The sequence below is a fragment of the Helicobacter pylori genome (genome assembly GCF_011140715.1).
In the GTDB taxonomy this organism is placed as follows: Bacteria; Campylobacterota; Campylobacteria; order Campylobacterales; family Helicobacteraceae; genus Helicobacter; species Helicobacter pylori_DA.
The window spans coordinates 1-18,444 of sequence record NZ_SFZZ01000016.1 but is presented as its reverse complement, the minus strand read 5'-3'; the positions used below and the strand labels follow the sequence as shown (position 1 = coordinate 18,444).

The following is an 18,444-nucleotide window of genomic DNA, read 5'->3' as shown; positions in this document are numbered from 1 at the left end:
GTATTTATGTATTTATGTATTTATGTATTTATGTATTTATGTATTTATGTATTTATGTATTTAATATTATTACTAAAATTTTTAATTGATTATTTAATATTTTTTATTTTTTCTTAAGCTAACTCGCTATAAGCTATCCTAGTATTTCGCCTTTTTGAGAAATACCCACCTACCCTAAAAGCGTAGGATATTTTTTTTATAGAAAGGAAGCTATAATGAACGCATTGAAAAAATTAAGTTTCTGCGCCTTGTTATCCCTAGGCCTCTTCGCTCAAACAGCGCATGCTAAGCATTTAAAGGACACGATTAACTATCCTGATTGGCTTGAAATCAATCTTTTTAAAGGAAAAAATCCGCCCAATCAATATGTCGGATCGGCTTCTATTTCCGGTAGATTTTTATTCCAACTATATTCCCTATGATGACAAATTACCCCCTGAAGAGAACGCTGAAAAAGTGGCTTTTTTAAGAGCTAGAATGAACGCTTACAGCTCGTTAGAAAGCATTTTAATCACTAAAATGCACCATCGCATTGTTAAAGCGCTTCAAGTTAAAAATAACTCTATCAGCCATTTATTCGGGCTTTTTGATTTTTTAACGTCTAAATCCATTTTGGCTAAAAGGTTCGTGGATACCACCAACCATCGTGTGTATGTGATGGTGCAATTCCCTTTCATTCAGCCTGAAGACTTAATCGCTTACTTTAAAGCCAAACGCATCGACCTTTCTTTAACGAGCGCTACCCGTCTCAGCGCCATTTTAAATAAGACGTTGTTCCACCTCTAAGAGTTTGGGATTTAAGGTGCGGTTTTTAAGCGTGAAGCTATGCCGATGAAAAGGCGTAGCCCCTAGCTTAATGATCGCTTCTATATGTTGTTTAGTCCCATACCCGCAATTCTTATCCCAGCCGTATTCCTTAAACAAAGCGTGCAATTGCCGCATTTCTCTGTCCTTAGAAGCTTTCGCTAAAACAGACGCCATAGCGATTTGAGCGATTGTTTCATCGCCCTTGATGATGGTTTGTATATTAGGGTAGCGTTTGTTCAAGCCAAACGCCGTGTTGCCGTCTATTTTTATTTCATTAGCTAAAGGGCAACCATTTTCTAAAATTTCTTGAATAGCGAGCTTCAAACACGCCCCTAAGCCTAAGCTATCAATTGCTTCTGCGCTTTTTTTAACCACGAAAAACCCCACCTCACCATGCGTTTTGATTTTATCTTCTAAGAAAAAGCGCTTTTTGGGGCTGAGCTTCTTGCTGTCTTTTAAACCCATTTTTAGAAACTCTAAGGCTGTTTTTTTATTACACACCACCCCAGCCACAAAAAGCGAACCAGCCAAACACCCCCTACCCGCTTCATCAATGCCTAAAACCATTGATACGCAACCCAACCGGTATCAAAATTCCTACTCACACGCTCCATGCGTTATCCTGTTTTCTCTTAATTTCTTAATAAACTCTGTCAATTCTTTTTCAAAGTTTTTCGCGCTTTTTCTGTCGCCTGGCGATGAAGGGATCGTCAAAGAATGCTCCCCATCAGTCAGCTTGGCATGCCTGCCTCCAGATTCCAAATAAAGATTCAAATCTTTATTGTCATGCATCACCTTTTCTAAAAAGTTGCGGATTTCTTTAGATTTAGTGACTTGTTGAAGCGTCATTTTATGCCCCTTAATTCATGTTTCAAGCCTTAGGCCCGATCATCTTTTCAGGCACCACGAATTGGTCAAAGTCTTCAGCGCTCAAGAGTTTCAATTCCAGCGCGCTTTCTTTTAAAGAAATGCCTTTTTTGTGGGCGTTTTTAGCGATTTTAGCGGCGTTTTCATAGCCCACATGCGGGTTAAGGGCGGTTACTAGCATTAAAGAATGGTGCAAGTAATAATCAATCTTTTCTTTATTAGGCTCAATACCGCTTGCGCAATGGATATTGAAACTTTCCATGCTATCGCTCAATAGCCTCAAACTTTGCAAGAAATTATAAATGATCACCGGCTTGAACACATTCAATTCAAAATTACCCTGACTGGCCGCAATGCCAATAGCGGTATCATTCCCCATCACTTGCACGGCCACCATTGTCATCGCTTCGCATTGCGTGGGATTGACTTTACCAGGCATAATAGAACTGCCCGGCTCGTTTTCAGGGATATTAAGCTCGCCCAAACCACAGCGAGGCCCGCTCGCAAGCCATCTAATATCGTTAGCGATTTTCATTAAATTCGCCGCTAAAGCCTTAAAAGCCCCATGCGCATAAGCGATAGCGTCATGGCTAGTGAGCGCGTGGAATTTATTGGGCGCAGAAATGAATTTCACGCCGCTAAACTGGCTCAATTCTTCAGCCACTTTTTCGCTCAATTCTTTATGAGCGTTTAGCCCTGTGCCTACGGCAGTCCCGCCTATGGCTAATTCCCTTAAATGCTCCAAACTCTCTAAAATTTGTTGTTTAGAATGCTCTAACATGCTCGCATACCCGCTAAATTCTTGCCCCAAAGTTAAAGGCGTAGCGTCTTGCAAATGCGTGCGCCCGATTTTGACAATCTCTTTAAATTGCTGGCTTTTTTCTTTAAAGGTTTTTAACAGATTTTCTAAACTAGGGAGCAGTTTGTGCGTGATTTCTAGCACGCTCACAATGTGCATAGCGGTAGGGAAAGTGTCGTTAGAGCTTTGAGACATGTTCACATCATCGTTAGGGTGGATGAGTTTTTTCTCCCTGAAATTACCCCCTAAAATTTCGGTAGCCTTATTGGCAATGACTTCATTGAGGTTCATGTTCGTTTGAGTCCCGCTCCCTGTTTGCCATATCGCTAGGGGAAACTCGCCGCACAACTCGCCTTTTAAAATGCAATCGCACGCCTTGATAATGGCTTGCGATTTTTCCAAGCTTAATTTCCCCAACTTGTGGTTAACTACCGCCAGACTCCTTTTGAGTTTGGCAAACGCGCCAATGAGTTCTTTAGGCATTTTTTCAGTGCCGATCTTAAAGTTTTCAAGACTGCGTTGCGTTTGAGCCCCCCAATATTGTCTATCATCTACTTTGATTTCGCCCATCGTGTCATGTTCAATTCTATATTGCATGCTAATCCTTTGAAATTTGATTTTAAAACCTTAAAAAATAGCATAAACTCTTATACCTTCTACTTAAAAACCCTGATTTTTTAATTTTTTTAAACAAACCATTTCCACAATTTTTACACAAAAGAGGGTTATCATTCGTCCGCAACAAGAATTTCTTGTTATCTTAATGTAAAGGTCAAAACGATGAAAAAGTTAGCCGCTTTATTTTTAATAAGCGCGTTGGGGGTTATAAGTTTAAACGCATGGGAGCAAACCCTAAAAGCTAATGATTTGGAAGTGAAAATCAAATCCGTGGGTAACCCCATTAAAGGCGATAACACTTTTGTGCTTAGCCCCACTTTAAAAGGTAAGGCTTTAGAAAAAGCTATCGTTAGGGTGCAGTTTATGATGCCTGAAATGCCCGGCATGCCAGCGATGAAAGAAATGGCGCAAGTGAGTGAAAAAAACGGCCTTTATGAAGCTAAAACCAATCTTTCCATGAATGGGACATGGCAAGTTAGGGTGGATATTAAATCCAAAGAAGGCCAAGTTTATCGCGCTAAAACAAGCCTGGATTTATAAGCGCATGCTGTCTTTTATAAGCGCGTTTGATAAAAGGGGTGTTTCAATACGCCTTTTAACAGCCTTGTTACTGCTTTTTAATTTGGGTTTGGCTAAAGATTTAGAGATCCAATCTTTTGTGGCTAAATACCTTTCTAAAAATCAAAAAATACAAGCCTTACAAGAGCAAATTGACGCTTTAAATTCTCAAGAAAAAGTCGTTAGCAAGTGGGATAACCCTATTTTGTATTTAGGCTATAACAACGCTAACGTGAGCGATTTTTTCAGACTGGATAGCACCTTAATGCAAAACATGAGCTTGGGTTTGTCTCAAAAAGTGGATTTAAATGGTAAAAAACTCACGCAATCTCAAATGATTAACTTAGAAAAACAAAAAAAGATATTAGAGCTTAAAAAAACCAAGCAGCAATTGGTGATTAATTTAATGATAAATGGCATTGAAAATTATAAAAACCAGCAAGAAATAGAGCTTTTAAAGACAGCGATTAAAAATTTAGAAAACACCCTCTATCAAGCTAACCATTCCAGTTCGCCCAATTTAATAGCGATCGCCAAGCTAGAAATTTTAAAATCGCAATTAGAAATCAAAAAAAACAATTTAGAAGAAGCGCTCTCTAGCAGCCATTATTCCATGGGCGAATTGACTTTTAAAGAAAACGAGCTTTTAAGCATTGCCCCTAAAAATTTTGAATTTAATAAGGAGCAAGAGTTATATAACATCAGCGCCACTAATTACGATATTGCGATCGCTAGGCTTGATGAAGAAAAAGCGCAAAAAGACATCACTTTGGCTAAAAAAAGCTTTTTAGAAGACGTGAATGTTACCGGGGTGTATTATTTCCGCTCCAAACAATACTATAACTATGACATGTTTAGCGTCGCTTTGTCTATCCCTTTGCCTCTTTATGGCAAGCAGGCTAAATTAGTGGAGCAAAAGAAAAAAGAAAGATTAGTGTTTAAAAGCGAAGTGGAAAACACCAAAAACAAAACCCACCACCTGGCCCTAAAACTCCTTAAAAAATTAGAAACCTTGCAAAAAAACCTAGAATCGATCAATAAAATCATCAAGCAGAATGAAAAAATCGCACAAATTTATGCGCTTGATTTGAAATCTAACGGCGATTACAACGCTTATTACAACGCTTTTAATGACAAAATCACCATTCAAATCACCCAGCTTGAAACCTTGAGCGCTCTAAATAGCGCTTATTTGTCCTTACAAAACCTCAAAGGATTAGAATGAAACGGCTTTTATTGTTCGCCTTGGCTCTCTTTTTTGCTCTCTTATTGGCTAACGCTCAAGAAATTAAAGAAACTCAAGAGACTAAAAAAACTAAAGAAGCTAAAAGCCAAACTCATTTCAATATTTCCACCACTAAGGTCATAGAAAAAGAATTCGCCCAAAGCCGGCGCTATTATGCGATTTTAGAGCCTAATGAAGCGCTGATTTTTTCTCAAACCCTGCGTTTTGATGGCTATGTGGAAAAGCTTTATGCGAATAAAACCTATACCCCCATTAAAAAGGGCGATAGACTATTGAGCGTGTATTCCCCTGAATTAGCAAGCGTTCAAAGCGAATTGCTATCGTCATTGAAATTCAACCAGCAAGTGGGAGCGATTAAAGAAAAATTAAAACTATTGGGGCTAGAAAACTTTAGCATTGAAAAAATCATCAGCAGCCACAAGGTTCAAAATGAAATCACTATTTACTCTCGCTTCAGTGGCGTTATTTTTAAAAAAAGCCCGGATCTCAATGAGGGGAGCTTTTTTAAAAAAGGGCAAGAGTTGTTTCAAATCATAGATTTAAGCCAATTGTGGGCACTGGTTAAAGTCAATCAAGAGGATTTAGAGTTTTTAAAAAACACGCATCAAGCGATTTTGTTCGTAGAAGGGGTTAAAGGCAAGCAAGAAATCACGCTTGAAAACATCAATCCTATCATAAATGCGCAAGATAAAATGCTAGAAGCGCGCTTCAATGTGCCTAATCTTAAACAGCTTTATTACCCTAACATGTTCGCTCAAGTAGAAATCTTTCACAAACCAAAAAAAATGAAGATTTTGCCTAAAGAAGCGGTTTTGATTAAGGGGGGGAAAGCTATCGTGTTTAAAAAAGATGATTTTGGCTTAAGCCCGTTAGAAATTAAAGCCGTTCGCTTGAGCGATGGGAATTATGAAATTTTAGAGGGTTTAGAAGCGGGTGAAGAAGTCGCTAATAACGCTTTATTCGTGCTAGACGCTGACGCTCAAAACAATGGGGATTATTGAATGATAGAAAAAATCATTGATTTAAGCGTTAAAAACAAACTCCTTACCACTCTAGTCACTCTACTCATTTTCTTAGCCTCTTTGTGGGCGATAAAAAGCGTTCGTTTAGACGCTTTGCCGGATTTAAGCCCCGCTCAAGTGGTCGTGCAGATCACTTACCCCAATCAAAGTCCTAAAATCGTGCAAGAGCAGGTTACTTACCCGCTAGTCTCCACTTTTATGAGTATCGCTAACATTGACACGGTTAGGGGGATTTCTAGTTATGAAAGCGGTTTGATTTACATCATTTTTAAAGACGGCGTCAATTTGTATTGGGCTAGGGATAGGGTTTTAGAGCAATTAAACCGAGTGAGTAATCTCCCCAAGGACGCTAAAGTGGAAATAGGGAGCGATTCCACTTCTATTGGATGGGCGTATCAATACGCCTTATCTAGCGATAGCAAGAACTTAAGCGATTTGAAAGTCTTACAGGATTTTTATTACCGCTATGCGCTTTTAGGGGTTGATGGGGTGAGTGAGGTCGCAAGCGTGGGGGGCTTTGTGAAGGATTATGAAGTAACGCTTCAAAACGATTCTCTGATCCGTTATAACTTGAGTTTGGAGCAAGTCGCTAACGCGATTAAAAATTCCAATAACGATACCGGTGGGGGGGTTATTTTAGAAAACGGGTTTGAAAAAATTATAAGATCGCATGGCTATATCCAATCTTTGAAGGATTTAGAAGAAATTGTGGTTAAAAAAGAAGGGGCTATCCCTTTAAAGATTAAAGATATAGCCAGCGTTAGGTTAGCGCCCAAACCACGCCGAGGGGCTGCCAACCTTAATGGCGATAAGGAAGTGGTGGGGGGGATTGTTATGGTGCGCTATCACGCTGACACTTATAAGGTGCTTAAAGCCATTAAAGAAAAAATCGCCACCCTACAAGCGAGTAACCCTGATGTGAAAATCACCAGCGTGTATGACAGGAGCGAGTTGATTGAAAAAGGCATTGACAATTTAATCCACACGCTCATAGAAGAAAGCGTGATTGTGCTAGTCATTATTGCGATTTTTTTATTGCATTTTAGGAGCGCTTTAGTGGTGATTATCACTCTGCCTTTAAGCGTGTGTATTAGTTTCTTGCTCATGCGTTATTTCAATATTGAAGCGAGTATTATGAGTTTAGGGGGCATTGCGATCGCTATAGGGGCGATGGTAGATGCGGCTATTGTGATGGTGGAAAACGCGCACAAGCATCTGCAACACATTGATGTAAAAGACAACGCTCAAAGAATTAATGCCATCATGCAAGGGGTTAAGCATGTGGGAGGCGCGATATTTTTTGCTTTAATGATCATTGTGGTTTCTTTCTTGCCAATTTTTGCGCTCACCGGTCAAGAAGAAAAGCTTTTTGCCCCTTTAGCTTACACCAAAACCTTTGCCATGCTAGTAGGAGCCTTGCTTTCTATCACCATGGTCCCTATTTTAATGGTATGGCTCATTAAAGGGCGGATTTTAGAAGAGTCTAAAAACCCCATTAACGCTTTTTTCATGAAAATTTATGGCGTGAGCTTGAAGGTTGTGCTTAAGTTCAGATACGCTTTTTTAATAGCGAGCGTCTTAGGTTTAGGGGGCTTGTATCTAGCGTATAAAAAACTTAATTGGGAATTTATCCCCCAAATCAATGAGGGGGTAATCATGTATATGCCAGTAACGCTTAATGGCGTGGGCATTGACACCGCTTTAGAATATTTGAAAAAAAGTAATGCCGCTATCAAGCAACTGGATTTTGTCAAACAGGTTTTTGGTAAGGTGGGGCGCGCTAACACCAGCACCGATGCGGCCGGATTAGGAATGATAGAAACCTACATTGAATTAAAGCCAAAAAACGAATGGAAAGAAAAGCTCAGTTATAAAGAAGTTAGGGACAAATTAGAAAAAACCCTGCAATTAAAAGGCTTGACTAATTCATGGACTTACCCCATTCGTGGGAGGACGGACATGCTCTTAACCGGCATTAGAACGCCCCTAGGCATCAAGCTCTATGGTAATGACACGGATAAATTACAAGAATTAGCGATCCTTATGGAGCAACAGCTCAAAACCCTAAAAGAGAGTTTGTCCGTCTTTGCCGAGCGATCCAATAACGGCTACTACATCACGCTGGATTTGAACGATGAAAATCTGGCTCGTTACGGCATCAATAAAAACGCCGTGTTAGATGCGATCAAATTCGCTCTGGGCGGAGCCACGCTCACTACCATGATTAAAGGCGTAGAAAGCTACCCTATTTCTTTACGCTTAGAAGACACCGAAAGAAACACCATTGAAAAATTAAAAAACCTCTACATCAAAACCGCTTACAATTACATGCCCTTAAGGGAGTTAGCCCGCATCTATTACGACAACTCGCCGGCGGTGCTAAAAAGTGAAAAGGGCTTGAACGTGAATTTTATTTATATTGTGCCACAAAATGGTATCAGCTCTGACACTTACAGACAACTAGCGATAAAAGCGCTAGAAAAAATCAAATTGCCTAGCGGGTATTATTATGAATTTAGCGGTGAGAGCCAGTATTTAGAAGAAGCGTTTAAAACCTTACAATACATCGTGCCGGTGAGCGTGTTTATCATTTTTATTTTAATTGTCTTTGCTTTAAAGAATCTCACTAATTCCTTATTATGCTTTTTCACTCTGCCTTTTGCGTTTTTGGGGGGGTTAATTTTTATGAATATCATGGGCTTTAACATGAGCGTGGCGGCGTTAGTGGGCTTTTTAGCCCTTTTAGGGGTAGCGAGCGAAACGGCTATTGTGATGATTATTTATTTAGAAGACGCGTTTCAAAAATTCATCAAAACCCCTTTAAAAGAGCAAAACAGCGCCGCTTTAAAAGAGGCCATCATGCATGGGGCGGTGCTTAGGGTAAGGCCCAAGCTTATGACCTTTTTTAGCATTCTAGCTTCACTCATTCCGATCATGTATAGCCATGGCACGGGGAGTGAAATCATGAAATCCATCGCTGCACCCATGCTAGGAGGCATGATAAGCAGCGTTGTTTTAACGCTTTTTATTATCCCTACGGCGTATTTTGTGATTAAAAACGCTAGGGTTAAAAGCCATCAAACATCATGTTAAGGATTAAAAAAAGCCTTTTCTAATACATGGCTTTGGACTAAAACCATATAAAGAATGGTGGGGAGCGTGATGCTTAAAACAAACACCTTAAAAATGCGGTGTAAAAGGATAACGGATAAAAAAGCGGTGATTTCATTGATCCCATAAGGGGGTTTTAAAATTTGAATGTCTTTAAAACAATAAACCACGAGCATGCCTATCACTGAGCATGATAAAGCCCTACCCAAATAACGCACAAAGTCGTTGGGCGGGTTTTTAGCGTTAAACACCATAAAAGGCCAAATGCGCGTGAAATAAGTCGTTAATATGATGACTAAAATAATGAGTATAGAATGCATTAACATTCTAACTGCTTTCTAAACAAAATAAGAGCAAGCACCATTAAAACTAAAGCGATGAGCAAAAAATATTCAGTCCCAAAGAGCGCTAAACAAACAACCGCAATAAAAATCCCAAGCCATGCGTTTTTGTGGTTTGTGTTTCGTTTGTATTGCTCCATAAACAGAACGATAAAAATCGCTGTCATCACAAATTCCATGCCTTGAGTGTCAAAAGAAAAATGCGTTCCCACTAACGAACCCACCAACGAGCCAAAAATCCAATAAGAGTGGTTGAGTAAGGAAATGCTAAAAATAAAGTCTTTTTCACTAACTCCCTCTTTAGGAGCGTATAAATTCAATAGAGCAAAGGTTTCATCCGTGAGCGCATGCGCTAAATAGGGCAAACGCCATTGGGTGTTTTTAAATCTGTCTAACATAGAAAACGCATAACAAGTCTGTCTCGCATTCACCAACAAACTCACAATAACGACATTCATCAAGCTCGCTTGCGCGCTTAAAAGCGTGATCGCTACAAATTGCACCGCCCCAGCGTAGATGAATAACGACATGAACAAAGCGACTTTATAATCATACCCTTGCTGGGCTAAAAGCATTCCAAAAGTCATTCCCATAAGCAAATACCCTAACAAGATAGAAATGGTATGAGGGAAAGCGTCTTTGAAGGCTTTTAGAAAATCATGCATCAACAACCTTTCATTTAAACCAGTCTTTGATTTTAGAAATACAGGTTTCTAAAACGCTTTTATGCGGCTCGCCCTCATAGCCAAAACTCGCATGCAACTTTTCCAATAACCCTTGCTGCTCTTTATTCAAACTTTTAGGGTAAATCACTTGCAATTCCACGATCAAACTCCCTCTATAAGAGCTTTCCGGGTGTTTCACGCCCTCGTTTCTAAACGCAAAAGTCTGCCTGTCTTTGGCGTTTCTAGGGATTTTTAATTCCAATTCATCCCCTTTTAAAGACGGCACTTTAATCGTATGCCCCAAAGCGATAGTGGTGAAAAATACCGGCGCTTCAATGAACAAATCACAGCCTTCGCGTTTGAAATGCTCATCTTCTTTGACTCGCGCTTCTAAATACAAATCCCCTCTTTTCCCCTTCTCGTATTCATTGCCTTTATGTTTAAGCACCATGCGGTTTTGATCATCAATGCCCTCAGGGATTATCGCATCAATTTCTTCATCTTTAAGAATGTAGGTTTTACCCTTACACGCTTGGCATGGGGTTTTAATGATCTTGCCCTTGCCTTGACACGCCCCACAAGTTTGTGCAAAACTCATAAAACCTTGACGCATAAACACCTGCCCCTGCCCACTGCATTGCTTGCAAGTCTCTAGGGCTTTGTCTTTAGCGCCCGTGCCATCGCAACTCTCACAGACACTCTGGTATTGGGCTTTAATGGTTTTTTTACAGCCAAAAACCGCTTCTTTAAAACTCAATTCAATGGTTTGCAAATAATCCGGTGCGATAGAGCTTTTTTGCCTTTTACCTCCCCTAGCGCCAAACCCAAAAGCGTCTTCAAAAAACGAGCCTAAATCTTCAAAAAAATCAGAAAAATCGCCCTGGCTTGAGCCGGCTTGGTTTAAGCCTTTTTTACCATACCTATCGTATAAAGCCCGCTTCTTTTCATCGCTTAACACCCCATAGGCTTCATTGATGAGCTTGAATTTTTCTTCGGCTTCTTTATCACCGGCGTTTCGGTCCGGGTGGTATTTTAAAGCCAGCTTTCTGTAAGACTTTTTAATGGTCTCTTGATTGCTGTGTTTTTCCACTTCTAAAATTTCATAATAACTCAATTCCACGATCGCTCCAAAAATGGCATCAAAACGCTTATTTTATCTTAAAAGCGATAATTTGCGTGTTTTTACACATGCCAAAACTTAGATAAAATAACACGATGAAACTATAGTAATAAAGATAACCTTATGAGATTTTTTTGCTTCTTCTTATTTTTTCTAACCTTTTCAAACGCACAGATAATGATGACTTTTGATTCTCAAACTAACGCCAAACTCTCGCGCTCCAACGAACAGCTTTCTGACATGCTCTATAAACTCAATGAAAGTTTAAGAATCTATCAAAGCGTGCTTTCCAATAACCAAGATCAACTCAAAGAAATCAAAAAGGCTAATAGCACCCTAAATAGCCAGAGGCGTTTTTTTAACGCTAGCCAGATCCGCCTTATGGACACTGATGCGTTATTGAAGCAAAGCGCTTTGGAATTAGAAAAATTACAAGCTTTAGAAAAACGCTTAAAAGAGAGCATGGAACAAGAACGCTTAATCAAAGAATCCCAAACGATTTTCTTGCAAGAACATTGCCCTTATTTGAGCGGTGTTAAGAATTTAGAAGAAGCTTCAAACGCTTTAGAAGTTCAAGAAAAAAACAACGCCCTTTTCTTACTCAAAGAGCCTAAACTCGCCCATTTGCTCTCCCAATTGGATTTGATGAGCGCTTTAAACGCCTTGTGCGATCAGGTTTTAGAAAGCCAAGCCCATAACCAACAATCCCATAACAAAACTTTAGAATACAACGCTCTTAAAAACCATGATTTTCAAGCCTATAAAGCCATGCGTTTGAGAAAATTTAAAAACAAGCTTCAAAGCCAAATCCAAGCTAAAGAAGACGCCCTAAAAACCTTTTTACCTCTAGAAAAACGCCTAGAAACTTTAAAATCGCGCTTTTTATGCGACAAAGAAAATCTCAAATCATGCGCTAACCAATTACAGCAACGCTACCAAAACGCCCTTATAGAGCGAGACAAGGAATTAAAAAACGCTAAAAACAACAAAGAAAAGCATGCTCTAATCTTAGCCAATTACGAGCACACTTTAAAAACCTTGAATATAGAATTTCTAAGCGAATTAAATAAGCAAATGGCGTTTTTGAATGAAACCATGGCGTTAAACGCCCAAGTTTTAGCCCTTTTAGCCAAACAGCATGCCAAAACACCAAAACCCTTCAATTTGAACGGTGATTTGAGCGATAAAAAGGCTTCCATTAAAAATATCCGCCTAGATCCGCATGGATTCCCTAGCTTTGAAAATTTTAAGCGGGAGTAGGACAATATTTGACAAGCAAAAACAATTAGAGTAAAATAAGAGCATAACTTCTAGGAAGGATCTCTTTTATTAGGAGATCCCACGACCCTTGTGAACCCATAGAATACAAGTGCGAACCCTAGATATTTTTATCCGTTCCTTTTTTCAACACTGACATGTTGAAAGGAGCGGAGCTTTCCTTATATTACTTAGGATTTAAGAATGTCAAAAAAAGTAGCTATACTTGTGGATGGAGACTTTTTTATAAGATGCTACAAATCTCATCTTAAAAAGCAGTCTAGTGACAAGTATGAAAGTCTTAACCCAAAAAAATCAGCACACCATACTCATACTTATTGCCTAAAGCATATCAATAAAAAGAATGATGAAGAACTATACCGCATATTTTTTTACGATTGCAAGCCATTAAAGAAAAAGGCTCATTATCCATACACTCAAAAAGCTCTAGATCTATCCAAAAGCCCAACCTATAAAGAAAGGGAAGAGTTACACGAACACTTAATTTCCAAACCTTGCTTGGCGTTAAGGTTGGGGTATCTTGACGAGAAAAATGCCAGATGGGTCATTCGTGACCAAGAAAAAGAAAAGAAACTTTTTAACAGGAGAATAAGTATAGAGAAATTTCAAAATGATGATTTTATCTATCACGCAAAGCAAAAGGGCGTTGATATAAAGATAGGACTTGATATAGCCACTTTAGCGTTGAAAAAATTAGTGCAAAAAATCGTTTTAATTTCTGGTGATAGCGATTTTGTCCCTGCTTCAAAACTTGCTCGAGTTGAAGGTATCATTTTCACTCTTGATCCTATGGGAAATCATATTAGAGAGGATCTAAAAGAACATATTGATTACTTGACCACTAGGTTGCCACAATTTAAACAACAATAATAACGCCTATTCAATAAAACATTAAGAGACTACCAAAAGGCGTATCTCTTAGTTCTTTAGTTTTTAAACAATCACGCCCCCGCCAAGCAAGATATCATCTTGATAAACGACCAAGGCTTGCCCTTTAGCCACGCCATAAAAAGGCTCTTCAAACTCCACTTCAATCATTCCATCTTTCAAGCTCACAAACGCTTTAGCAGGCACGCTCCTGTAACGGGCCTTGATGAAGTATTCGCCATCTTTAAAATCTTTCATTAAAGATTTGTTTTTAGCCTTAAGCGAATGCGTGGCGAGATCTTCTTTTTTGCCCACAATCAACTCGTTCTTTTTAGCGTCAATCCCCACCACAAAATGCGGCTCTAACGCGCCTTTAATACTAAAGCCTTTGCGTTTGCCAATCGTGTATTGCATATAGCCCTTATGCGTGCCAATGATTTCGCCCTTTAAATTCTTCACCACGCCCTCTTTTTCCACTTCAACATGCTTTTTTAAAGTGTCAATGTAGCTTTTTTCCACAAAGCAGATTTCTTGAGATTCCTTATAAGTCTCTAAAGTGCCTAAAAAAGGCATCGCACTCAAGGCTAAAGGCTTAATATCTTTTTTTAACAAACCCCCTAAAGGGAACACCAATTTAGCGATCACTTCATGCTCTAAAGCGTATAAAAAATAGCTCTGATCTTTAGTTTTATCCAAAGCCTCTTGAATATAACTTATTTTGTCAATTTCTTTGACCCTCGCATAATGCCCGGTAGCGATCTTTTCACACCCTAATTGTAAAGCGTGATCCAAAGCTAGCCCAAATTTCATTAAAGGGTTGCACAACGCGCATGGGTTAGGGGTTTGCCCTTCTTCATAGGCGCTGATAAATTCATCATAAACCGCGCTTTTAAAATCCTTTTGAAAATCCAAAACTTCTAAAGGAATGCCTAAAAACTCGCACGCTTTTTGAGCGTTTTTGATGTATAAATCATGCTTTTTTTCACTCGCATGGAGTTTCAAATAAATCCCCACTAATTCATGCCCTTGCTCTTTTAAGCTATAAGCGCTATAAGAGCTATCCACCCCCCCACTGAGTAATACCGCTATTTTCATTTTTATATCTTTCATCATTAGTATGTGGCTTGTAGTCTAGCGCAAAAACCATTCATAACTACCCTTTTTAACCATTGGCATGCTAAAATACGCCTAATATTTTTTAAAACCACCTAAAAACGCATGGAGAAAATAAGGGTAATGGCCAAAATTGAATTGTTAGCCAGATTCACGCAAATCGCGCTCCCTAACAACCACCCTTTATTGAAAAAAGTTTTAAACTACGCCAAAAAACATTTCAGCCAGTGCCACATGCTCTCTTCATCGTTACTCATTTTAAACGACACGGAATGTTTTAAAAAAAACTACTTGCTCAACTGGGTTTATCATGCCCTTGAATGCACGCATGAGAAAGATATTAGCACGCATTCTTTAGAAGAGATTTTACAAAAAAGCCGCTTGCCCATACGCATCAAAATCATCAATCAAAACACGCTTTTAGAAAAGATAGAGGTGAAAGTTTTAACCTTTGGGGCAGAATATGCGCTTTTTATCACCAAGCACCCTATCGCCAAGCGGTTTTTACGCCAAAAATTCAGCGGCTATGTGTTTTTAGAAACCCAAGATGAATTGCATATAAGAGGCGATTCAGAGCGTTTTTGGGAACTCATTGTAACGCTCCATGAAAATAGAATCGTCCATAACGCATGCTTAGACTTCATCTATCCTAATGGCTTTGGCAAGGACAGCTACACCACTATGGCTGAACGCAAATTAAGAGAATGCTATAAAGCGTTAGGGTTTATCAAGCATGAAAATTTCAGCGAAGTCAAAAAGCGCTATTTAGAGTTGGCTAAAACCTACCACCCTGATTTATGCGATCTTAAAGAAAAAAAGGCTCTTTACGCCAAACGCTTCGCTATCATTCAAGAAGCCTATAGCCACATTAAAAAACACGCTTAAACCCCTAAACTAGCCCTAATCGCGCTAGAAGAAATCGGTGCATCAATGCCCTTTAAAGGGTGGTAGTGTCCCTTAAACTGAATCTCTTCATAGCCAATCCTTTCAAAAACCACTAATTCCACCCTTTTTAAAAGCTCTTTAGCGTTAGTCCAAGAAGAAAGATGCCTCAAGCAATCCGCTCCTATGACTAAATAAAGCGTTTTGGGGCGGTAGAGTTTTTGAAAATGAATCGCGCTTTCTATCGTAGGCACAGCCCTTTCTTGCTTGATTTCAAAATCGCTCAATAGCACCCTATCTATCCCTTTTAAAGCTCTTTCCAATTCCTTAAAACGGGTTTGTGCGTCCAAAAAACATGGCTTTTTGAAAGGGTTTTGGTAAGCGGGTAAGACAATGAGCTTAGCGAATGGCAATAATTCTAAAGTTTGCTTAATAATGGCTAAATGAGCCTTGTGTAAGGGATCAAAACTCCCTCCATAGAGCGCTAATTCTTTGTATTTTAAGACGCTATTCATTGTATTCAAAACTAGACGCCTTAGTCAATTTAGCGAATTTAACCCCCCTAAGCCCCCCAATTTCTAATTGCAAGCGTTGGATTTCAAACGAATTGCCTTGTAAAATGATCGTCTCCAAACAATTATGCTCATCCATATGAATGTGAGTGGTGCATAAAACATGCGTCCCACTGGCATGCTGAATGTCTATCATGCGCTGGTTCAATTCCCTTTGATGGTGATCATAAATCACCACAAGCACGGCGATCTTGCTCTCATCATTAGGGTTATCTTCGGCCCAATTGTCTTCTACTAATTTTTCTCTGATCATGTCGCGCACTAATTCTGAGCGAGAAGAATAGCCGTTTTTAATGATGCGGTTGTCTAATTCGTCTAATAAATTTTGTTGTAAAGAAACCGAAAAGCGGATGATTGAATCGTCTTTATTGGGTGTATCCATTGAGAAAAATCCTTTTTTGGCATGAGTTTGTTAAAAGCCGCTCATGCTAGTATGATTGAATTAATTTAAAATGAACAATTATAATACAGATTGGATTTAAATGGTTGGCCATAAGAGCGTTTGAATTTAATTACAATTACTAGCTTAATTATCATTGACTTGTTATTATTAAAACAATATAATCAACAAACCAACATTCTTTTATCATTTTGGAGCATTTATGCGAACGAATGCTTCTTAAAGAGTGCATGCTCTTTAGAGTATGTCTGTATCGCATGTTGCTTTAATCTTAAGGGAATTGTTTTATCATAGACAAGGAGTTTTTATGGGCGGTTTTTCAATGGGAATGTTGAAAGATTATGTGGACATATTTGTTTTTGCGGTGCTTGGCGTGGCGAGTTTTTTAGCTTTGTGGTTTGTGATTGAAAGGGTTATTTTTTATTCTAAAGTCAATTTGAAAGCTTATGATGATATAGACGCCCTAAATTTGGATTTAACCAAGAATTTGACCATTCTTTATGTGATTTATTCTAACGCGCCTTATGTGGGTTTATTAGGGACGGTTTTAGGGATTATGGTGATTTTCTATGACATGGGCGTGAGCGGCGGGATGGACGCTAAAACGATCATGGTAGGTTTGTCTTTAGCTTTAAAAGCGACCGCTTTAGGGCTTGCTGTGGCGATTCCCACTTTGATCGCTTACAATAGCTTGTTGAGAAAATCCGATGTTTTGAGTGAAAAATTCAGGATCATGAAAAAATGAAAAGCATCAGAAGAGGCGATGGGCTGAATGTTGTCCCTTTCATTGATATTATGCTCGTTTTGCTAGCGATTGTGTTAAGTATTTCTACTTTTATCGCACAAGGTAAGATTAAAGTCAGTCTCCCTAACGCTAAAAACGCGGAAAAATCCCAGCCAAACGATCAAAAAGTGGTGGTCATCTCTGTAGATGAGCATGACAATATTTTCGTAGATGACAAACCGATGAATTTAGAAGCTTTGAGCGCTGTAGTCAAACAAACAGACCCTAAAACCCTTATAGACTTAAAAAGCGACAAAAGCTCTCGTTTTGAAACTTTTATCAGCATTATGGATATTTTAAAAGAGCATAATCATGAAAATTTCTCCATCTCCACAGAAACTAAGTAAAGTTTCAACGAGTGTTAGCTTTTTAATCTCTTTTGCCCTATACGCTATAGGGTTTGGCTATTTTTTACTGCGCGAAGACGCCCCAGAGCCTTTAGCGCAAGCGGGGACCACTAAGGTTACCATGAGTTTAGCCAGCATTAACACTAATTCTAAAGTGAAGACGAATGCCGAGTCGGCTAAACCCAAAGAAGAGCCTAAAGAAAAACCCAAGAAAGAAGAGCCAAAAAAAGAAGTAACAAAGCCTAATCCAAAACCCAAACCCAAGCCTAAGCCAAAACCCAAACCTGAACCAAAACCCAAACCTGAACCAAAACCCAAACCTGAACCAAAACCCGAGCCTAAGCCTGAACCTAAAGTTGAAGAACCTAAGAAAGAAGAGCCTAAAGAAGAACCCAAAAAAGAAGAAGCTAAAGAGGAAGCTAAAGAAAAGAGCGCTCCTAAACAAGTAACGACTAAAGATATAGTCAAAGAAAAAGACAAGCAAGAAGAGTCTAACAAAACCTCTGAGGGTGCAACTTCTGAAGCTCAAGCTTATAACCCAGGGGTGAGCAACGAATTTTTAATGAAGATCCAAACCGCTATTTCTTCTAAAAACCGCTACCCTAAAATGGCGCAGATTAGGGGCATTGAGGGCGAAGTGTTAGTGAGCTTTACGATCAATGCTGATGGGAGCGTTACAGACATTAAAGTGGTCAAAAGCAACACGACAGATATTTTAAACCATGCGGCTTTAGAGGCCATTAAAAGCGCGGCGCATTTGTTCCCTAAACCAGAAGAAACCGTGCATCTAAAAATCCCTATCGCTTATAGTTTGAAAGAAGACTAACTAGTCTTCTTTTAAGGGCGGTTTTTAAGCCTTAAAAGTTAGGCCAAAACCCCTATTTTTCGCAATTTACAAAAAAACAAAATCTCCAAAATTTAGAGCTAAAATTAGCCATAAAATTCCATTTATTGCTTATAATATGAAGTTTCTTTGTATCAAAGAAAAATCTATTAAAAGGAGAAAACATGAAAATCAAAAAATCCCTCTGGCTCTCTCTTTCTCTC

At 39.0% G+C, this 18,444-nt stretch carries 19 protein-coding genes and 1 pseudogene; 11 read left to right on the top strand and 9 right to left on the bottom strand.

The features are described 5' to 3' along the window. Positions 1 to 215: 215 nt before the first annotated feature. Positions 216 to 786 (top strand): annotated as a pseudogene (locus tag EWZ81_RS02305) (hypothetical protein). Here EWZ81_RS02305 and EWZ81_RS02300 read toward each other — a convergent pair. The 3 genes from EWZ81_RS02300 to fumC are packed head-to-tail and all read right to left on the bottom strand — an operon-like array spanning position 760 to position 3,070. Further along, positions 760 to 1,374, bottom strand: a complete 615-nt coding sequence (locus EWZ81_RS02300; protein WP_165548893.1) for a ribonuclease HII — start codon at positions 1,372 to 1,374, stop codon at positions 760 to 762. The pseudogene EWZ81_RS02305 and the gene EWZ81_RS02300 sit on opposite strands and share 27 nt — an antisense overlap. 30 nt (positions 1,375 to 1,404) lie before the next feature. Next, a complete protein-coding gene (locus tag EWZ81_RS02295; RefSeq protein ID WP_165548891.1) occupies positions 1,405 to 1,656 on the bottom strand; it encodes a hypothetical protein in 252 nt (83 codons plus the stop codon). Positions 1,657 to 1,678: 22 nt separating this feature from the next. Beyond that, the gene (fumC, locus tag EWZ81_RS02290) at positions 1,679 to 3,070 is read right to left on the bottom strand and encodes a class II fumarate hydratase (protein WP_165548890.1); all 1,392 of its coding nucleotides are present in this window, start codon (positions 3,068 to 3,070) and stop codon (positions 1,679 to 1,681) included. Positions 3,071 to 3,253: 183 nt separating this feature from the next. On the opposite strand from fumC, the gene crdA reads away from it, so the two are divergent. Genes crdA through EWZ81_RS02270 form a run of 4 tightly spaced genes read left to right on the top strand, consistent with a single transcriptional unit; the run spans position 3,254 to position 9,010 of the window. Beyond that, the gene (gene crdA, locus EWZ81_RS02285; RefSeq protein ID WP_077652210.1) at positions 3,254 to 3,631 is read left to right on the top strand and encodes a copper resistance determinant CrdA; all 378 of its coding nucleotides are present in this window, start codon (positions 3,254 to 3,256) and stop codon (positions 3,629 to 3,631) included. Between the two features lie 4 nt (positions 3,632 to 3,635). Then, positions 3,636 to 4,874 (top strand): copper resistance outer membrane protein CrdB, encoded by a 1,239-nt coding sequence (gene crdB / locus EWZ81_RS02280; protein ID WP_165548889.1) that lies wholly within the window; start codon positions 3,636 to 3,638, stop codon positions 4,872 to 4,874. Next, complete coding sequence (locus EWZ81_RS02275; protein ID WP_165548888.1) at positions 4,871 to 5,896, top strand: efflux RND transporter periplasmic adaptor subunit; 1,026 nt, start codon at positions 4,871 to 4,873, stop codon at positions 5,894 to 5,896. The genes crdB and EWZ81_RS02275 overlap by 4 nt, the downstream gene beginning before the upstream one ends. Further along, positions 5,897 to 9,010, top strand: coding sequence for an efflux RND transporter permease subunit (locus tag EWZ81_RS02270; RefSeq protein WP_165548887.1), 3,114 nt, complete (start codon positions 5,897 to 5,899; stop codon positions 9,008 to 9,010). Here EWZ81_RS02270 and EWZ81_RS02265 read toward each other — a convergent pair. From EWZ81_RS02265 to dnaJ, 3 genes are read right to left on the bottom strand one after another with little or no spacing between them, the layout of a single operon-like run. Continuing rightward, a complete protein-coding gene (locus EWZ81_RS02265; protein WP_100998972.1) occupies positions 9,007 to 9,354 on the bottom strand; it encodes a branched-chain amino acid transport AzlD family protein in 348 nt (115 codons plus the stop codon). The genes EWZ81_RS02270 and EWZ81_RS02265 overlap by 4 nt on opposite strands. After that, a complete protein-coding gene (gene azlC / locus EWZ81_RS02260; protein ID WP_165548886.1) occupies positions 9,348 to 10,034 on the bottom strand; it encodes an azaleucine resistance protein AzlC in 687 nt (228 codons plus the stop codon). The genes EWZ81_RS02265 and azlC overlap by 7 nt, the downstream gene beginning before the upstream one ends. Positions 10,035 to 10,044: 10 nt before the next feature. Next, a complete protein-coding gene (gene dnaJ, locus EWZ81_RS02255; RefSeq protein ID WP_165548885.1) occupies positions 10,045 to 11,154 on the bottom strand; it encodes a molecular chaperone DnaJ in 1,110 nt (369 codons plus the stop codon). A gap of 180 nt (positions 11,155 to 11,334) precedes the next feature. Here dnaJ and EWZ81_RS02250 point away from each other — a divergent pair, with 180 nt between their 5' ends. Together EWZ81_RS02250 and EWZ81_RS02245 are read left to right on the top strand one after the other, a co-directional pair. Next, the gene (locus tag EWZ81_RS02250; protein ID WP_240146732.1) at positions 11,335 to 12,414 is read left to right on the top strand and encodes a hypothetical protein; all 1,080 of its coding nucleotides are present in this window, start codon (positions 11,335 to 11,337) and stop codon (positions 12,412 to 12,414) included. Positions 12,415 to 12,615: 201 nt separating this feature from the next. Continuing rightward, positions 12,616 to 13,302 (top strand): NYN domain-containing protein, encoded by a 687-nt coding sequence (locus tag EWZ81_RS02245; protein ID WP_000039559.1) that lies wholly within the window; start codon positions 12,616 to 12,618, stop codon positions 13,300 to 13,302. Between the two features lie 63 nt (positions 13,303 to 13,365). Here the strand turns inward: EWZ81_RS02245 and mnmA are convergent, their stop codons facing one another. Then, the gene (gene mnmA, locus EWZ81_RS02240; protein WP_165548883.1) at positions 13,366 to 14,394 is read right to left on the bottom strand and encodes a tRNA 2-thiouridine(34) synthase MnmA; all 1,029 of its coding nucleotides are present in this window, start codon (positions 14,392 to 14,394) and stop codon (positions 13,366 to 13,368) included. Between the two features lie 141 nt (positions 14,395 to 14,535). On the opposite strand from mnmA, the gene EWZ81_RS02235 reads away from it, so the two are divergent. Then, a complete protein-coding gene (locus EWZ81_RS02235; RefSeq protein ID WP_165548882.1) occupies positions 14,536 to 15,297 on the top strand; it encodes a J domain-containing protein in 762 nt (253 codons plus the stop codon). Here EWZ81_RS02235 and nadD read toward each other — a convergent pair. Next, positions 15,294 to 15,809 (bottom strand): nicotinate (nicotinamide) nucleotide adenylyltransferase, encoded by a 516-nt coding sequence (gene nadD, locus EWZ81_RS02230; RefSeq protein WP_165548892.1) that lies wholly within the window; start codon positions 15,807 to 15,809, stop codon positions 15,294 to 15,296. The two genes, EWZ81_RS02235 and nadD, sit on opposite strands and share 4 nt — an antisense overlap. After that, entirely contained in the window at positions 15,802 to 16,248 is a 447-nt protein-coding gene (gene nikR, locus EWZ81_RS02225; RefSeq protein WP_000380787.1) for a nickel-responsive transcriptional regulator NikR, read from the bottom strand. The genes nadD and nikR overlap by 8 nt, the downstream gene beginning before the upstream one ends. Positions 16,249 to 16,573: 325 nt before the next feature. Between nikR and exbB the strand changes: the two genes are divergently transcribed. The 3 genes from exbB to EWZ81_RS02210 are packed head-to-tail and all read left to right on the top strand — an operon-like array spanning position 16,574 to position 18,223. Further along, positions 16,574 to 17,011: a TonB-system energizer ExbB gene (gene exbB, locus EWZ81_RS02220; protein ID WP_165548881.1), complete on the top strand. Its 438-nt coding sequence runs from the start codon at positions 16,574 to 16,576 to the stop codon at positions 17,009 to 17,011. After that, positions 17,008 to 17,397: a TonB system transport protein ExbD gene (exbD, locus tag EWZ81_RS02215; RefSeq protein ID WP_079358678.1), complete on the top strand. Its 390-nt coding sequence runs from the start codon at positions 17,008 to 17,010 to the stop codon at positions 17,395 to 17,397. Before exbB ends, exbD begins: the two co-directional genes overlap by 4 nt. Beyond that, positions 17,363 to 18,223 (top strand): energy transducer TonB family protein, encoded by an 861-nt coding sequence (locus EWZ81_RS02210; protein WP_165548880.1) that lies wholly within the window; start codon positions 17,363 to 17,365, stop codon positions 18,221 to 18,223. The genes exbD and EWZ81_RS02210 overlap by 35 nt, the downstream gene beginning before the upstream one ends. Positions 18,224 to 18,444 lie beyond the last annotated feature (221 nt).